General features: G+C 64.6%; 14 protein-coding genes. 4 read left to right on the forward strand and 10 right to left on the reverse strand.

The genetic code is table 11. The features are described 5' to 3' along the window. Positions 1–9: 9 nt before the first annotated feature. The 3 genes from ACZ5XS_RS11520 to ACZ5XS_RS11530 are packed head-to-tail and all read right to left on the reverse strand — an operon-like array spanning position 10 to position 2,375. Positions 10–630 (reverse strand): DUF2637 domain-containing protein, encoded by a 621-nt coding sequence (locus tag ACZ5XS_RS11520; RefSeq protein WP_468650082.1) that lies wholly within the window; start codon positions 628–630, stop codon positions 10–12. A 3-nt stretch (positions 631–633) separates the two neighbouring features. Further along, the gene (locus ACZ5XS_RS11525; protein WP_468650084.1) at positions 634–2,019 is read right to left on the reverse strand and encodes an FtsK/SpoIIIE domain-containing protein; all 1,386 of its coding nucleotides are present in this window, start codon (positions 2,017–2,019) and stop codon (positions 634–636) included. Between the two features lie 5 nt (positions 2,020–2,024). Next, complete coding sequence (locus tag ACZ5XS_RS11530; protein WP_329338708.1) at positions 2,025–2,375, reverse strand: SCO3933 family regulatory protein; 351 nt, start codon at positions 2,373–2,375, stop codon at positions 2,025–2,027. Between the two features lie 169 nt (positions 2,376–2,544). Between ACZ5XS_RS11530 and ACZ5XS_RS11535 the strand changes: the two genes are divergently transcribed. Continuing rightward, positions 2,545–2,955: a hypothetical protein gene (locus ACZ5XS_RS11535; protein WP_329338710.1), complete on the forward strand. Its 411-nt coding sequence runs from the start codon at positions 2,545–2,547 to the stop codon at positions 2,953–2,955. A 47-nt stretch (positions 2,956–3,002) separates the two neighbouring features. Here ACZ5XS_RS11535 and ACZ5XS_RS11540 read toward each other — a convergent pair whose 3' ends face one another. From ACZ5XS_RS11540 to ACZ5XS_RS11550, 3 genes are all read right to left on the reverse strand, one after another. Further along, positions 3,003–3,731, reverse strand: coding sequence for a GntR family transcriptional regulator (locus tag ACZ5XS_RS11540; RefSeq protein ID WP_468650087.1), 729 nt, complete (start codon positions 3,729–3,731; stop codon positions 3,003–3,005). An 89-nt stretch (positions 3,732–3,820) separates the two neighbouring features. Beyond that, on the reverse strand, positions 3,821–4,258 hold the full coding sequence (locus ACZ5XS_RS11545) for an ATP-binding protein (protein ID WP_468650089.1): 438 nt from the start codon (positions 4,256–4,258) through the stop codon (positions 3,821–3,823). Between the two features lie 275 nt (positions 4,259–4,533). Further along, positions 4,534–5,274 (reverse strand): GntR family transcriptional regulator, encoded by a 741-nt coding sequence (locus ACZ5XS_RS11550; RefSeq protein ID WP_468650091.1) that lies wholly within the window; start codon positions 5,272–5,274, stop codon positions 4,534–4,536. Between the two features lie 81 nt (positions 5,275–5,355). On the opposite strand from ACZ5XS_RS11550, the gene ACZ5XS_RS11555 reads away from it, so the two are divergent. After that, positions 5,356–6,444, forward strand: a complete 1,089-nt coding sequence (locus ACZ5XS_RS11555) for a DUF1152 domain-containing protein (RefSeq protein WP_468650093.1) — start codon at positions 5,356–5,358, stop codon at positions 6,442–6,444. Between the two features lie 19 nt (positions 6,445–6,463). Here the strand turns inward: ACZ5XS_RS11555 and ACZ5XS_RS11560 are convergent, their stop codons facing one another. The 3 genes from ACZ5XS_RS11560 to ACZ5XS_RS11570 form a co-directional block, all read right to left on the reverse strand. Further along, entirely contained in the window at positions 6,464–7,006 is a 543-nt protein-coding gene (locus tag ACZ5XS_RS11560) for a DUF4760 domain-containing protein (protein WP_468650196.1), read from the reverse strand. Positions 7,007–7,834: 828 nt separating this feature from the next. Next, positions 7,835–7,993, reverse strand: coding sequence for a hypothetical protein (locus ACZ5XS_RS11565; RefSeq protein WP_468650095.1), 159 nt, complete (start codon positions 7,991–7,993; stop codon positions 7,835–7,837). 979 nt (positions 7,994–8,972) lie between these two features. Further along, entirely contained in the window at positions 8,973–9,143 is a 171-nt protein-coding gene (locus tag ACZ5XS_RS11570) for a hypothetical protein (protein ID WP_468650096.1), read from the reverse strand. A 735-nt stretch (positions 9,144–9,878) separates the two neighbouring features. Here ACZ5XS_RS11570 and ACZ5XS_RS11575 point away from each other — a divergent pair. Continuing rightward, positions 9,879–10,493, forward strand: coding sequence for a DUF6313 family protein (locus ACZ5XS_RS11575; protein WP_468650098.1), 615 nt, complete (start codon positions 9,879–9,881; stop codon positions 10,491–10,493). Between the two features lie 486 nt (positions 10,494–10,979). Here ACZ5XS_RS11575 and ACZ5XS_RS11580 read toward each other — a convergent pair whose 3' ends face one another. Beyond that, complete coding sequence (locus tag ACZ5XS_RS11580; RefSeq protein WP_468650100.1) at positions 10,980–11,345, reverse strand: hypothetical protein; 366 nt, start codon at positions 11,343–11,345, stop codon at positions 10,980–10,982. An 894-nt stretch (positions 11,346–12,239) separates the two neighbouring features. Between ACZ5XS_RS11580 and ACZ5XS_RS11585 the strand changes: the two genes are divergently transcribed. Continuing rightward, entirely contained in the window at positions 12,240–13,640 is a 1,401-nt protein-coding gene (locus ACZ5XS_RS11585; RefSeq protein WP_468650102.1) for a hypothetical protein, read from the forward strand. The last annotated feature ends 43 nt before the right edge of the window (positions 13,641–13,683 follow it).

The following is a 13,683-nucleotide window of genomic DNA, read 5'->3' on the forward strand; positions in this document are numbered from 1 at the left end:
TCCTCCGGGTCAGGTGAGTTGGGCGGCGATGGCTTCGGCGAGCGGAAGCGGGACACCGAGGCGAGCGCGAAGGGTTGGGGTGTCGATGTCCGTTCCGGTCCGTGTCCGGTGGTCGTCGGCGACCTTGCGGGCGAGGGCGACGAGGGCGGGCGGGACGGGAGCGACGGACGGCGGTGCGGTCGGCTGCGGATCGGCTGCGGGCAGCTCAGGGGCGGTCGGATTGACGGGCGACGCAGATGCCTGGTCCTGGTCCGGTTCCGGCACCTGGTCGCGGTCCGGGGCGCCGTGGGCGAGGAGGGTTCCGCCGAGGAAGGCGACGGCGGGCCATCCGGCGACCAGGATGCGCAGCCAGGCCGGAACGTCCCCGAGATCGAGCAGGCCGGCTGTCGCAACGTTCGCGCCCAGCGACGCGACCAGGGCGACGACGAACCAGCACCAGCCAGCGGCTTTCGCCATACCGGAGCGCAGCCGTCGCCAGGCCGCAACAAGGAGCAGGTCAACGCTGATCGGATAGGCCCATGCCTTCCAGCCGTCCTGCCCGGCCGCAGCGGCGAGGTCGTGAAGGTGGGCGAAGGACAGTGCTGCGGCAATGGCCGCCTGGACCAAGACCGGGTCGAGCCGGATGCGCATCGGTCAGTCCTCCGCTGTCTCGGAGGCCAGGCGCGCGGTGGGTACCGGTTCGGGACTGTCGAGGACTACGGGCGGGACGTACGGCCGGAAGGGCGTGAGCGCCGGAACGTCGGGGGCGAGGTGAGCCGTGTCGCGGCACGTGGCCGCAGCATCGGCGAGGGACAGGTGGGGAGTGCGGATGCGGGACCAACCGCCGGAGGTGTCACCGGCCACGGCCAGGCCGGGCAGCTCGGCGGCGATGGCACAGGAGGCGTAGACCGCCTCGGGTGCGATGTCGCCGAGTGCCATCTTGGCGGAGGCTTCATCGTTGACGCGGTGGCAGACGCGGCCGGTGAGCTGGGCCCGCAGCATGGTCGCGCCCTTGCCCAGCTCGGCGCCGAAGCGCTGCCCGCACACCTCCAGATAGACGCCGGCCGCGCGGCCGAGCTGGGCGAGCCGGATGAGGTGAGTGACCATCTCGTCGCGGCGTTCTTCGTCCTTACGCGTGGCGACGAGGAAGAGTTCGGCCACCTCGTCGACGAACAGCACGATGGGGGTGGGCCGTTCGCTCTCAGGCAGGCCCCAGATGTCTGAGGTGATCTCCTCGTCGGGAGTGCCGGGGGCGATGCCCTGCCGCGCCTTGATCAGGTCGTATCGGTCCTCCATTTCCTTGACCAGGACAGGCAGCAGCCCGGCCGCCTCTTCCGGGTCGGTCGCCAGCGCAGCGAAGCGGGAGGCGAAGGGCGCCAGCTCGACGCCCCGCTTGCAGTCGATGCCGACCAGGGCCACGGACTGTCGAGCAAGCCCGGCGATCAAGTTCCGCAAGTACATGGACTTGCCCGACAGCGTGGCGCCGAGGACCAGTTCATGCGGAACGGCGCGGTAGTCACGTAAGAACGCCATGGCGTCCTCCCGCAGCGCCACCGGCACCTTGAGGAACCCGCCCTCGATCCGCCGAGGCATCCGGACCTTGCGCAGGACGTCGAAGCCGATGAGCCGCAGTTCGACGACACCGGGCTTCACGTCCTTCACGTACACGCCATGCACGCCCCACGCATGGCGGAGCCGTTCCGCCGAGGCAGCGACGTCAGCGGGTTCCTGGCCCGGCGCGAGCCGAAGACGGACGCGCAGGCCAGTCGACGTGGGCCGGATGATGCCCCGACGAGGCGGGACGGGGCGGATCTCCCGGCGGCTGGTCGCCTTGATGGCCAGAATCCGCAACCGGGACGGCTCGACGGTCAGGCCGCACGCGTCCATGGTCGAGGAGTACGAGACCAGCAGCCGGGCCACCGAGACCGGCAGCCCGACCGTGGACCAGTACGCCGCCGGGTGGGCGTGCCGGACGTATGCGGCGCCGCCTATCGCAGTGAGCGAGCCGCCCAGCTCGGCCAACGTGATCAGGTCTGCCACGACGATCAGCCCGCCTGAGCGACCGGGAAGGCGCCCGGCGCGATCGCGGTGGCGCGGTAGGCGATGCCGTGCCGCTGCTGGCCGTTGAACACGCTTTCCCACGGCCGGGCGATGAGGCCCGGCAGCGACACCGGAGAACCAACGGCCAGGCCCTCCGTCACACCGCTTTCGGGAACGGTGACCTGGATGAGCGACGAGTCCCCCTCGTCGATGAAGACAACGCCGACGGTCATCAGCGCCTCGCCGCTCACGGCGTCCTTGGCGATCTCACCGGTCTGCCGGTCACGCACCTTCGGCGCCGGAGCTTCGGTCAGCAGGATCGTGGCGGACGAGGCGTCAATGCGGATCACACGCACAGAGATTTCTCCTTCTGGAATCGATCAACCCGTCACCTGACAGGTTGACTTAGCAAGTTCGAAGTTAGAGTTGCCAAGTTGACTTGTCAAGAGGCTTGGTGGCGGTCAACGAGCGCGACCGGTACCGCACGCGCACCATGAAGTCAGGCAGCACAGAGGAGGGCGCGACATGGGCAGACGAAACCGCGCTCAAGAGCCGCAGGCATGGGGTCCGCGGAACTCGACAGGTTCCCCACCACTGCCGGCAGCCTGGTCAGCACCAACGCAAGGCCCCCCGCCAAGCAGCCCTGATCAAGGCGGGACGATACCCCCGCCAAAAAAACGCCGTCGCGTCTTCCTGTGGTTCTTCCTTGCCATCCAGATCCTGTTCCTGATCTGGGTGATCACGGGCGCCACGAGCGGAAGCGGTACATCCGAGGAGTGCCGAGGCCTGACAGGCGACGCCCTGAAGCTGTGCGAGGACGCAGGCGACGTCGGAACCACCATCGGCGTGGGTCTCATCATCGGCCTGTGGGTAGCCGTCGACGTGATCCTTGGCTTTACTTACCTGATCTACCGACTCGCCACCCGACGCACCTGACGTAGACCGTCACAGCCGCTCAGGAAGTAGCCAATGCGTCCACCGACTCAGCTGAGCCGGTATGTGTCTTCGAGTTCCTGTCGATCCGCCGGAAGTAGCACGTCAGAGACTTGCAACGCCTGACCAGATGCATCGCACGCGACGACCAGGACGCTGAGCACGGGTACACCGACCGGCAGTTCCAGAAGCTCGGCCTCACCGCCCTCGGGCAGCCGAGCCGAGACCCGTTCCGTCACGTGGTCGAAGCGGACCTTCTTTCGCGCCTCAAGGTGATCACGGGTGCCGCCACTCAAGGGTGCGGCACTCCCCAACTCAGTGCCCTCGATCAAGCCGGCGGGGAAGTACGACGAGACCAGCTCGGCAGGTTCGCCGTCCTCCACGACGAGGAACCTGCGCACAAGAACCTTGGCACGCTTCGGCAACCCGAGCGCGGAGGCGATGCGCGCCGGAACCGGCACTTGGTCGACTGCAACCAGACGCCCCGGAGTCCGTGACTCGTCGCGCTCCAGTACTTCGCGCCCGCGGCGGTCCTTCTGCTCGATGACGGCCGGTCGCCCGCGCACGATCGTGCCGTACCCCTGCCGGGACTCCAGCCAGCCGTCTCGTTTCAGCAGCTCTAGGGCGCGTACGACAGTCGGGCGGGACATCCCGAAGGATTGGACCAGCTGATTCTCACTGGGGACCCGCGTGCCTGGCGGGTACGTGCCATCCTCGATGCGGCGTTGGATCGTCTGCGCGAGGCGTACGTACTTCGGTGCCTCCACTTCATACGCCATGAACGCCGCCCGTCGGGATTGGCCAAGTCAACTGGTCAACCAGACTAGCGACAAAATCAGTTGCGCAGTACTGCGGCGTCACACACGTCTCAGGCCGGCCAGGCATCGGCCATCACGAAGGAAACAAGGGTTCCGCCGCGCCGACTGGGGCCGGAGTGCCATGACTCGGCGATGGAGTCGACGAGGAGCAGCCCGCGCCCGTGCGCGTCGGCAGCATCGGGGTGCCGCAGCCGTACATTCGCCGGGAATCCCGGGTTGTGCACTTCAACCCGGAGCGAGGTTCCCTCACGGAACCACTCCACCCGGACGAGCCACGGGTCGTCCGACCTGCCGTAGGCGATGGCGTTGGTCACCAACTCCGAGATCATCAACAGGCAGTCGTCGACCGAGCAGGCCGGGTTGTAGGGGGCGATGAACTTCCGGAACCAGCGTCGAGCCCGAGGCACCGACTCCGCTACGGGATGCAAGGTCATCGCACCGAGTCGCGGCGCGTCCTCGGAGGGGTAGCGGTCGAGCGTGTAGGCCATCCGTGCTCACTCCTTGCCGCTGCCGTCGCAGTCGAGGCAGCGCCGTTTCGATGCGGCACGGGCACGGTCGTTGACGGTCGAGAGCGCCAGGGCCGTCCGCGAGCTGACTCGTTTCCAGCCTCGCCCTCGGCATCCCCGGCAAGTTAAGTGCGCGCCCTGTTCCGGCGGCTGACCCGTCACTCCGTGCCCCCTTTCAGTAAGTGGCCTTAGCCACTTACTGGATAGTGGCATTGGCCACTCGTGGGACGCAAGCGGTTCGCCGAAATGACGAACCGTCAGGTGAGCGGGTAGCCCTGCTCGAACGCCCAGCGGTGCGGCGGGTAGGTGGCTTCGGCGAACTCCAACGGCCGGTCTTGGAGGTCGAACACGACGTGGTGCACGATCAAGACCGCAGAACCGACGTCGAGTTGGAGGTCCGCCGCCTCCTCGTCGGTTGCCTGCCGGGCACACATGCGGTCTTCGGCGTAACTCCCCTGCCGTCCCGTCATGTTCTCCACGTACATCAAAGTGCCCTCTTGGATCCGTTCGGGCTCCAGTAGGTTGGGCGCGCGTTGTCCGACGTCTGGTGCGAACCACGAGGTGGACAGGTTGATGGGTCCGTCCTGATTGTTGGTCACCCGCCGGCGGTGCACCGCCCGACGATCCTTCACCAGACCGAGCGCCTCAGCCACGTGATCCGGCGCCTCCAGCCAGCCGGCCGAGGTGATCACCGCGTACTCACCGGGGGTGTAGATCTTCCCGGTCTGCCGCGCGCGCCCGTACAACTCCCTGGCCCGCCGGTTGACTTCAAGGCTCCTCACGTACGTGCCCGAACCCTGCCGCTTCTCGACGAGCCCCTGATGGCTGAGTGCCTCCAACGACCGCGCGGCCGTCGGCCTGGACACCTTCCAGTTAGCCGCCAGTTGTCGCTCCGAAGGGACCTCGTCCCCCGGCCTCAGGTCGCCCCGAAGGATCTGATCGCGGATGTAGTGAGCGATCTGGAGATACTTCGGCTGCGCCTCTTCGATCTGAGGCATGTCCCCTCCTCGTCCAAGTGGCTATGGCCTCTAGCCACTATAGGGTGAGTGGCCAGACGCCGAACCCGTAATGTTGACCACATGACGCGGTTGATCGTCGCAGCAGGAGGAGGGGGCGACGCAGTCGCCGCCGCAATGCTTGACGCCGCCCTTTACGGCGACGAGGACCAGGCGGTGATCCTCACGTACGCGTGGGACCGCCTCTTGGTCGACCCCGTCCCAGGCCCCCGAGGCCCATCCGACTTCACGGGCCTCGAACCCGTCACGCCTTCTGTCTGGTCGGTGCCAGCCGAAGCACGCCCGATCGCCCCCGCAGGATCTACCCTCCCGCGACTCGCGGCGGAGCTCCCGCACACCTTCGCCCTGATCGACCCGTACCACGGAGCCGAGGGCATCACACGCCAACTCGAAGAGCTGGTCGACCACTTGGCGCCGACCTCGATCGACCTCCTGGACGTGGGCGGTGACATCCTCGCGCGAGGCGACGAACCGACACTGAAGAGCCCACTGGCCGACGCCCTCACGCTGGCCGCGTGCTGCCAGGTGACCGCTCCCGTCAGGCTCTTGGTTGCCGGTCCCGGCCTGGATGGTGAACTCCCGATCGACGAGGTGCGCCGCTTGCTCGGGCCCCTCGTCCGCACATTGACCGCGAAGGACGCAGAGTCGGTCAGCTCGGTCCTGGAGTGGCACCCGTCCGAGGCCACCGGGATGCTCGCTGCAACAGCGCGCGGAGTACGAGGCATCTGCAAAGTAAGGGACGCCGGACTCCCCATTCCGCTCACGGACGACGGCCCGAGGGTCCACGAAGTCGACCTGGACGACGCTTTGAACCGCAACGAGCTGGCTCGCGCCATCCTGTCGACCGCCACCCTGGACGAGGTGGAGGCCCACAGCCGCGAAGTCTGCGGCTACTCGGAAATCGACTACGAGCGCAACAAGGCCGCTTGGCTCAAGGACCAGCCAGCGGTGAAACTCGACCGCGACAACGTGCTCTCGCAGCTCGACCGGTTCGAGGACGAGGCCCGAAGCCGCGGAGTCACCCACACGACGTTCCGCCACCTCACGGAGGTCCTGAACCTCAACGGCAGCCAGCGCCAAGACCTACGCCACTTGCTGATCGGCAGCCGTCCTAAGCAGTACTCAGCCCCTCTATGGTCCGTGATCTCGTGACGCATCTCAGGTAGTTGACTCAGTTCCGAGTACGGACAGAGGCGCCCAACGACCACCTCTCAAGCCTGCGACGCATTTCCTCTGGGGGGTTCTGCTTGACCAGGTGATAGAGATTCTCGTAGTAGCCCTGCCACTGGACGTCATCAGGCGACCCTCCATACCTAAAGCTACGGTGAGCAATCACAAGAGGCTTCATGCTCTCCCAGGTAGAGATCACCGAACCGCCCAAGTAACCTGAAACTGGGCCAATATCGACTATCTCGTGAGCTACGAGGGCTCCCAAGTTGTCGTAATACCAAGCAAGGTCGCGTACCAGTTTGCGCTTGTCGGGAGGAAGACTGTTCAGCCCCTCCGAGACGTCGTATCCGGGCAGCTCTTGGTGCACAAAGAAGCGCGCTTCCGCCAGGTAGTCACTTCGATGTTCTCGGAACAGCTCTACTAGGACAGGCAACGTGTTGGCATGCCTAGCGAGCGTCAACTGACGGTACGAAGCCGCTCCTGACACCAGCAGAGCGACAACAGACACAAGCACAGCAGCTATGTTCACAAGCCCCCCAAGCACTGACCGGTGTACCTGAGGCTGCCCGGCTGCGGCATCGGTGATACCTACTCCCGACCTCGCGGGAGTCAGCCCTGTGGTCAACGGCGCAGAAGATACGCACAGTAGGGCAAGGTAGGCGTGTCAGGCATCAGGTGCACCGCATTGTCAACTATCAACCGAGACAGACACCCCGTACTGCCGACTGAGTTACAACTCTCTCTACGGGTTCAAGGCGGCTCGCTCCGCTCCCCGCGCGCGGCCCGGCCCCCGGCCGGGCCTGCGCTCCTGCCTCCGTCCCGCTCCAGCCCGGCCGGCGCCCGTGCCACGCGCATAGCATGCAGGCACCTCTACAGCAGTCGGAGAAATACCTCGACTGTAACGGTCGGCCCTCCCAAGCTCGGGAATTTGCGGCAGTAAAATTCTAGACTTCAAACGATCCCGCAGTTGATAGCGAAAACTCGCCTTTACACCACCTGCAAACGAAATCAAAGAACTCGGGAGTAAACATCGCACGATACTTATCCAATCCGGAGTCGTATACTCCCCTCCGGTGAGCCTTTGCAACGCGCACGAATAGTTCATGGGTGCCGAAGTCCAGGAGACTCTCACCATCCCGGTCTTCCTCAGAACTATTTCTGTCGTCCGCTTCGAACTCCATCCCGAGCATCCAGCCCAAGAGCTGGCATGCGGTGTTGTTTGGATCAGGAGGAAGATGGAAAGAGTAGGTGATAAAACTCTGCCTGCCCTCCATCCATGGCCTTTGTGCAGGAAGCAGCGCACTGACTACTTCGCCTGCAATACGGCCACTTTCCTCATGATTCCACCGAAATCCCGGATAACCAAGCTCATTCAGGACATTTTCAGTTCTTCATCCTCCACTCCACTATATCTGCGGAGAGAAGTCTCCATGGTATTATTCAGCACCTCCAAATGCGCTTCTGGATTGCCTGGCATGCAAGCAGCAACAGCCACCTCGAAGCACAGGTTCTCGAACTCGGCAGACTTCATGAACCGGAGAATGTTTTCCCGGTCTACAGCTGAAACTCCTACTAGCGCTTTGCTAACATCGTCTGCACCGTGAAGTTCTACAGTAGCCGCTCGCTTTCTGATAGCCCGTCGCTCAAGACGCGATCGAGCACCTCCGATTAGAAGCGGGCTTACAGCGCGCCCAGCAGCGGCACCTGCAGTAGATACGAGGCTAGTCGTGATCGGATCAGGCATTGCTCCCCCTTGCTGTGCATCGATGAGCCCAAGGTTAGGGCAACAACACGCTCTGTATGTCGACTTCTCGCTGATTGAGTGCAGTACCGGCCCGGAACTCAACGGTCTCACTACCACCGTGTGGTCGCAGCCCCAGGGCTTCCCAGCTGAGGGCTCCGCCGTCGTCACGGCCCGGCCGTACCACTTGCCCAATCACCGACCGACGCGGGTCGCGAATTGTAGGCCCGATGCTGATCATCTATGGGAGTGAAGGGGTTGCTGTACAGCGGTGGAGTACAGCAACCACCGAAACCGCAGGTGACCGACAAGGTCCCGAGAGTTCGGAGCGAAGAGCTCGTGTCAGAGCCGCGCCAAATCGTGCGGGAACCACGGGGGAAGGGCGGGGACTCAGGTCACCACCAGGTAAGTCCCGTAGCCGGTCTACCGCAGGTCAACGTGGCAACGGGCATACTTCGCGAGCTAAGGGCTCAGGCGCCGTCTTTGTGGGACGGCCATCGTGGCTTGCTCTTGTCGACGGCAGCGGCAGCGTGGCGGAGGCCGGTGGGGGTGCAGCGAGGCACACGCGCGCGTAGTCGGCCGGCGCACCCGCCGTCGTGGCTGGCTGTCGTCGGCTGAGGTTCGTGTCACTGCCGTGCCAGATGCAGGGGGCAGCCACGGTCAACGGAGGTGACGCGAGGTCGAGTTCTCGGCAGCCTGACCAGGTATCGAAGCTCCAGGTCAGCGCCTCTATTCCCCTGCCGCTCTCCCAAGTGGTTGTCTACCCCAGTCAGTGAGTCCTGACCCGCTGGAATTCTTCGGCCGGGATGGCTTCCAGCGGGACCTCTTCAGGGTCGTGCGCCTGGTCTGTCAGGAAGCCGTGCTCGTCCTCCAGGTGCTCCCACCTGTACCGGTGGAGTCGGCCGGCCGGAGTCAGCTCGGCCTGCTTGATGGCGATCAACTCACCGCGGTCGGGTACAGCCTCGAAGTATCACAAGCCGCCCTCCTCGTCGACGTGGCGAAAGTGGTGCCGCAGGGCGGCCCCTCGTCAAGGGATCGGAAGTACGCCACGCTCTCCGCTTTGATGCGCTCCAGGGGAGCATCGTGCCAGCGAGCCCGTGCGGTTGCACCATTCTGACATCCACAGGTGACATCAACGACCCCGGACGCCAGCACTCCTAGGTAGTCCTCAACAACGGGCGGGGTCGGGCGGCTCCCCGGCAGAGCCGAGGAGTGATCGAACTCCCAAAGCGGGTGTCGACCTACGCGGCGTGCTTCATATCGTCTCGCCGTACTGAAGGCTGTGGGCCATGTGTGGGCCAGTACGGGCAGTTGAGCCGCCTGGCCGCGTATCGAGGCAGGTCAGAGGGCCGCGGAGGCTCAGGGCGCGACGCTCTTGAAAGCCGTTGTGGCACAGATGCCCGCTGCGCGAGGTTGCGCGATCATCGACCAGATGCGGGCGACCATCCCACCGTATGGTTGGCGAGGTCCTGATGAGCGTCCGGTACCCCCACCAGCTAGAAGATCTCATGGTTCTTGCAGATACCCATCGGAGGCTGCAACCGCGGACCGCATGAAAGCGTCACTTGCGGTGACCGAGCCCTATCGTCTCCTTGGGGGACCTCCGTTGCCACCACCTCAGCCGCCTCTGCCACCGTCTTTGTTACCGCTGCGTGGGCAGTCCGTGGCTGTGTGGATGCGGCGTACGTTCCGCTCGCGCAAGGCGCTGTCGGGCGTCACGCAGTGGTTCCTCGACTGGGGTGTGCCGATCGCCCTGGTCATCGGGTTCTTCTGGGTATTCGGTGCCAGCCGATCCGAAAAGGGTTGGAGCGGCATCTACAGGGTGTTCACGCTCATCGATCGACCCGTGCACGAATCGTCCTGGGCCGCATCGATACTTGGCTGGCTGCTGGTACCCGCCCTGATCGGTGGAGTGGCAGGTCATGTGATCGCTGCCCGGATGCAGCGGGTCAAAGAAATTGCTACCAACCACCTTTTTCAGCAAAGGGGTCTGGGGCGCCGCCTCAAGCTACCGGGAAAGATCACCTTTCTCGAGTCACTGCATCTGAAGAGCGCAGAGGACCAGGAGTTCCTGGATCGTTACGTAAGGCGGGCGCATCGGGGAGACTGGAAGAAGGCTCAGGACCACTGGGAGATCCTCGTCCGAGATGTGCTCTGCACGGCCGAACTTGCGGAACTGGACCGCAACGAGGCTCTCGACTCTGCCGAGAGCCTTGCCCGTGCGGTGCTGTGGATGACCGGTTACGAGGACAAGTGCCTCGTGTGCGCCGTACGCGCCAACCAACCATGACCCTCTGGAAGGACTGTTCCGATGCAGACACGAAGCGCTGTGGAGATCGCTCGCGCTGCCCTACGCGAGATCTTTCCCGACGCTACCGAGGATGGCCTGGACGAGGGGGCACGTCACCTCGCCCGCTGGGGAGTCGAGGGTCACGGAACTCATCTCGGCAGCTCAACAGCTGCGCTCATGTACGTGGATCTGGCCAGGGCATCCGAAGCGGGCCCCGTGCCGGACGACATCGCTGCGGCCGCCGAAGCTCGTGGTGTTACACGGACCTGGCGTGAGCCATTCCAACGGGGTTGACCATGAACCGTGTGCGTCTGAGCCGAGAGCCCGGAACTGGGCCGCTCGTTGTCCTGGTCTTTGTCCAGTACACCCACAGCCACCACCGTTCACAGCCGTACGCGCACGCTCTCTGACCTGTCCAGCGAACCCCTGCGAATGCCTCTGGACAGTCATGCGGACAGTTGGAAAGCGTGTTGGCGGTGCACGGGTTCAGCAGGTATCTGGTCGTGTCGAGCCTGGTTGGGATTGGCGAACGCCAGTGCACGCCACCCGCGTGCTGCCGTCCGCGTCGAGAAAGAGCATGAAGATCCACGCCCCGTCGGCAGTCCTGATCTGCCCCAGGCGAACCGGTCGGCCGTATAGGTCGAGGCGTTGCACGGCCCGAGCCAAGCCGGAGGTCTGGATGCCCTTCCGAAGGGTGTGACGGAGTCGGCGCCGGTAGACCGTCGCGAGCGACTTGGATGACGTCGTTCCGTCCCAGACGACGTACGAAGCGCCGGCGCGGAGTGCAGCCAGAGCGATCGATGACGTGTCGTCGCCACCGCCCAGCAGCCGTTCGAGCTGTTCGCGTTCCATGTCCACCCCCCGGTCGCGATCCTGCTCTACGGCAATGAGGTACAGCAACCCCAGCAACCGGCAGCGACCAGCACCGGTCGCCGAGCCCCTCCCCGCAGCCTCATGACCCCCAATGGCCCATCTCTGTAGAGCTACGGATCAGAAGGTTGTGAGGGGGGTGGGTACGGAGCCATTCGGCGTCCCGAGACCCAGCGGTCCGGGGACCCCTATCCGGCCATCCCCCTTAGCCGCCGTGTTCTTCGGCGAGAACATCGAACCGGCTCATCTCTGCCACGGAAGCTAACCACCCCCACTGACAACGCCCTTGGAGCAGTGACCAGCACCCACGACAGCCGTGCCAGAACCGTGCCAGGTCGTGCGGGGAACCACGGGGAACACCGGGGAGCTACTCGGCAGTCAGCTCGGATACAGACACCCTCGATCGCAGGTCAGCGCGGGAGACGGGACCAAAGCACACGAGCTTCCCAAGCTGAGAGTGCGAGTTCGATTCTCGTCACCCGCTCCAATACGAACCCCCTGGTCATGAACCCGGGGGTTTTTTGTTGTCTAGACCAATTCAAGGGCTCCGTGCCCTCCACGTGCCCTAAGGCGAGGTCAGACACTCCCTGGCGCCCCCTCCAGGCGACAGTTCAGGCACCACAACGGCAAGGCGTCTCGAATCCTGAGATCGACTTTCGGTGACCTGAGTCACATAGTGCGCAAACAGCGGTCAAGTAGCTCCGGCAAAGCAGCAGTTATCGAGGGCTTGCGCGCGGCCGATGGCAGAGTGTGCAGATGCTTCCTCCACCTGGGGCGAGCGACATCACGATGTCTGCGCCCGATGCTTTCGACGTACCGGTATTCGTCAGACGCAGCTCCCCTTTGAACCCCGCGAAAGGTCCCTCGCGCGCAGAGGTGGAGCTGGCCCGGCAGCCCTGGCCGGCATCGAACAGCATCCCTCCCGACGGGGACTATCTCGTCAGCACCACCTGGCGTGCCCTGCTCGACGCCACCACCACAGTCGGCCGAGACATCACCCCTTGGGTCGCCTCCGTACCCCGACTGGCCCGTCGCGAGATCATGGCACGGCGGTATCCGTTGTCGGCGTATCTCGTGCGCGACAGCGTGGAGACGGATCAAGGGCCACAGCCGGGACGGAAGATCATCCCCAGCGCCGTTTACTCCCACGGAACGGAAAGCTCGACCCGTACGGCGTTCGGCTATCACATCGGCATGACGATGGCCGAATGGGCCTGCCGCACACTCATGGGGCTCGGCCCTACGACGCATGCGGAAAGCGCAGCACCGCCCGGAGCCGCTTCGGGTTGGGAGAAGACCAGCAGTTTGCCCGATCTGTTCGGCACGCATCCAGCAGATTCCGAAGTCTGGCTGGTCGAGGCGAAGGGAGGTCGCTGGCTACGAACGCCGTCCCGCCGAAAAGGGGCGAAGCAGTTGGACGTGGGTGCCCTACTCCCCGCTCCACATCACAAAGTGTTGTGCGGCACAAGCCTTGAACAACGCCTCTTCATGGTGATCGACGTGGAGAGTGAGGACCATGGTGCCGACAACAGCGGAGTCGGTACTGACGACCAGGCTCAGGACAGCGACGAGATGTTGTTGGGCCTCGCGCGTGCCCGCATGATGACGTACTTCACCCTGGCGTCGCTGCCGCCGGCCCTACTGCGAGTCACCCCTGTCGGTAGACCCGAGGCCGGACAGGGTCTGCAGCGCTCGGACACCTTGCGCCTGTTGGAACGCGACGCAGCGACGGATGATCTGCGCCGCCGAGTCGGCGGATACGCCGCTGAGGGAACGATCCGCGACCAGGACGGCCTGGACATGCTGACCGTCAGGCTTCCAGGAACGGACCTCATCCTTGGGATGTCTCGTCGGCTGTATGGCGCGTGCCGCGAAGTCGCTGGTATGGAACGCCACATCGCGGAGGAGGTTCGCCGAACGCGCCCCGAATACACGCCCTACGTAAGCGAATTGCCGCTAGAGCCTGATGTCCGTTCGCTGCCGGTTCCACTTCGTCGAATCGACAACGAGGTAAATCGGCAGGTCAGTGACGCACAATACACACGGCAAGTGGCCAAGGCGCGAAGCCTGGTGCAGCACCTCAGGACCGAGCAGAGGAGCGGATACCTTGCAGCTGTTCGGCGTGGCATTGCCGAAGGGGACCAGCAGACTTGGGAGCAACTCATCGCTGTCAGCCCCGAGCCGGCGATCCCCGCCCGGGACGGATACCTGGAGGCCGCGACGACAGACACATACCTCGCAGTCGAGGAAGCCGCCCTCGATCTGGAAGCGGTATGAAGTGTCACCGCCCCGGGTGTCACCGAGGCTGGCAGCCCAGCGG

The sequence above is a fragment of the Streptomyces sp. NPDC033131 genome (assembly GCF_055578365.1).